This window comes from Chromobacterium sp. LK11 (assembly GCF_001043705.1).
Taxonomy (GTDB): Bacteria; Pseudomonadota; Gammaproteobacteria; order Burkholderiales; family Chromobacteriaceae; genus Chromobacterium; species Chromobacterium alkanivorans.
The window spans coordinates 1-3016 of the sequence record NZ_LDUR01000056.1 but is presented as its reverse complement, the minus strand read 5'-3'; the positions used below and the strand labels follow the sequence as shown (position 1 = coordinate 3016).

The 3016-nt window shown below is 72.4% G+C and carries 1 protein-coding gene; it reads left to right on the top strand.

The window, feature by feature from the left end; translation table 11 throughout:
• Positions 1 to 3016 (top strand): amino acid adenylation domain-containing protein (locus VK98_RS22490; protein ID WP_048416155.1); only part of this gene is annotated, 3016 nt, incomplete at both ends.

The window sequence follows — 3016 nt, the reverse complement described above, 5'->3', positions numbered from 1 at the left end:
GGTGCTGGCGCATTGCCTGTCGCCGCAGTCGGGCGGCCTGACGCCGTCGGACCTGCCGCTCGCCCAGCTGGAGCAGTGCGACATCGACGCGATCGAGCGCGAGCATCCGCGGCTGGAGGCGCTGTACGGCGTCACGCCGCTGCAGCAGGGCATTCTGTTCCACTCCATCGCCGACGACGGCGCGCCGCTCTACATCGAGCAACTGCATTGGAAAATGAGCGGAGCCTTGGACGCGGAGCGCTTCCGCCGCGCCTGGTTCGACGTCGCGGCGGCGCACGCCTCGCTGCGCACCACCTTCCGCTGGCGAGGGCTGAAGAGCGCGGTGCAAATCGTCCATCCGCGTCTGGACCCGGACTGGGACGCGCTGGATTGGCGCGCGCTGTCCGCCGAGGCCTGCGCCGGCCGCTTCGCCGCGCTGCGCGAGCTTGACCGCGAACGCGGCTTCGATCTCGAGCGCGGGCCCTTGCTGCGCGGCACCCTGATCCGCGAGCCCGGCGAGACCTGGCGTTTTCTGTGGAGCTACCACCACGCGGTCGTCGACGGCTGGTCGGTGCCCTTGATCCTGAAGCAGGTGCTCGGCCGTTACGCCGAGCTGGGCGCCGGCGAAGCGGCTCCGCTGGCGGGCAGCCGTTTTCAGCCCTTCGTCGACTGGCTGGCCGCGCGGGACGCGCGCGAACAGGCCGCGTACTGGCGGCAAGTGCTGGACGGCGTCGAGGAGCCCACGCCCATCGGCTTCGCGTCTCCGGCGCGCGGCCCTCAAGCGCGCGGCCAGGGCCGGCGCGCCTTCGTCTTCGACGCGGCGCTGCGCGATCAGGTCGACCGCGCCGCGCGGCGGGCCGGCGTGACCCGCGCCAGCCTGCTGGCCGGCGCCTGGGCGCTGACGCTGGGCTACGCCGGCGGCGGGCGCGAGGTGGTGTTCGGCACCACGCTGTCCGGCCGACCGGCGACGCTGCCGGGCGTCGAGCAGATGGTGGGCCTCTTCATCAACACGGTGCCGGCGCGCGTGAGCATAGACGACGAGGCGCGGGTATCGGAGTGGCTGCGCCAGCTGCATGGCCAGCAGAGCGAGCGGGCCAGGCTGGGCGCCGCCTCGCTGACCGACATCCGGCGCTGGGCGGGCTACGACGGCGGCGAGCTGCTGAGCAGCTTGTTCGTGGTGGAAAACTACCCGGTGGACCGGACCCTGGTCCGAGGCGACGCCGGTTTCGACGTCAGCGAGTTCGCGGCGGCGGAGACGCGCACCAACTATCCGCTGGTTGGCCAGCTGATCCCGGGCGAAGAGACCGTGCTCTACGTCGACTTCGACGCCGCGCGTTACGACGAGGAGGGCATAGGCCGGCTGGGCGCGAGCTTCCTGCATCTGCTGGCCCAGCTCGCCGCGCGGCCGGACGCGCGGCTTGGCGATCTGACCCTGGTCGACGACGAGGAGGCGCGTCGGCTGATTCACGACTGGAACGCGACGCCGCCGGTGGGCGGAGGCTATCTGCTGCACGCGGGCATAGCGCGTCACGCCGAGCTGACGCCGCTGGCGCCGGCGATCATAGGCGTAGACGAGGCGATGAATTACCGCGAGCTGGCCGACGAGACCCTGCGCGTGGCCAGGGCGGTGGCGGCGGCGGGCGCGCGGCGCGAACCGGTGGCGGTGCTGCTGCCGAGGAGCGCGTGCGTGGTCGCCGCCTACTCGGGCGTGATGCGCGCCGGCTGCGCCTACGTGCCGGCCGATCCGGCGATGCCGCCGGGACGCCTGCGCGATCTGCTGGCCACGGTCGGCCATGTGCTGACGACGCGCGAGCATCTGCCGTTGCTGGACGGCGTCGCGGCGCGCGCGATCCTGATGGAAGAGGAGCCGCCGGCCGACGTCGCGCTGCCGGAGGCGGCGCCGGACGATCTGGCCTATGTGATGTTCACCTCGGGATCCACCGGCAAGCCCAAGGGGGTGATGATCACCCACCGCGCGGCCTCGCTGACGATGGAGGTCTTCCTGCGCGGCTACCAGATCGGCGCGTCCGACCGCTTGATGTGCGTGTCGGCGGCGGGCTTCGATCTGTCGGTGTTCGATTTCTTCGGCGCGTTCGCGGCGGGCGCCGCGGTCTTGCTGGCGCCGGAGTCGTCGACGATCGCGCCGGGCGTGTGGCTGGACCTGATGACGCGCGAGGGGGCGACGGTATGGGAGTCGGTGCCGGCGGTGATGGAGCTGTTGCTGCTCGAATGCCGGCAGAGCGGGCGCGCGCTGCCGCCCTCCTTGAAGCTGGCGATGCTGAGCGGCGACCGCGTGCCGGTGGGGCTGCCCGCGCAGATCCGCGCGGCCGCGACCTCCGATCCGGAGGTGCTCGCGCTGGGCGGCGCCACCGAGGCGGCCATCTGGTCGTGCTGGTACGACACGCGGGGGCTGGCGGCCGACGCCGCCTTCGTGCCCTACGGCCGCCATTTGCCGGGGCAGCGGCTCTATGTGCTGTCCTCCTCGCTGCAGGCGGTGCCGGTGGGCGTGCCGGGCGATTTGTGGATTGCCGGCGCGGGCGTGGCCTTGGGCTATCTCGGCCAGCCCGATCTCACGGCTTACCGCTTCGTCGACAACCCCTTTGTGCCGGGCGAGCGGATGTACCGGACCGGCGATCGCGCGCGCGCGCTTGCCGACGGCAATCTGGAGTTCCTGGGACGGGTGGACGACCAGGTCAAGATCGGCGGCTTCCGGATCGAGATCGGCGAAATCGAAGCCGCGCTCGCGGCGGCGCCGGGCGTGGAGCGCGGCGTGGCCTCGGTGATCGAGCGCGACGGCCGGCGGATCATCGCCGGCTATGTGCTGCCGCGGCCGGACGGGGGCTTCGATCCCGCCGCGATTCGCGACGCGCTGGCGCGGCGTCTGCCGCCTTACATGCTGCCCGCGTCGATCATGGCGCTGGACAGCGTGCCGCTGAGCGCCAACGGCAAGGTGGACCGCAAGTGTCTGCCTGAGCCGGTGGTCGAAGCGGGCGCGGCGGCGGCGGAGAACGAGGCCGAGGCGGCGCTGGTGGAGATC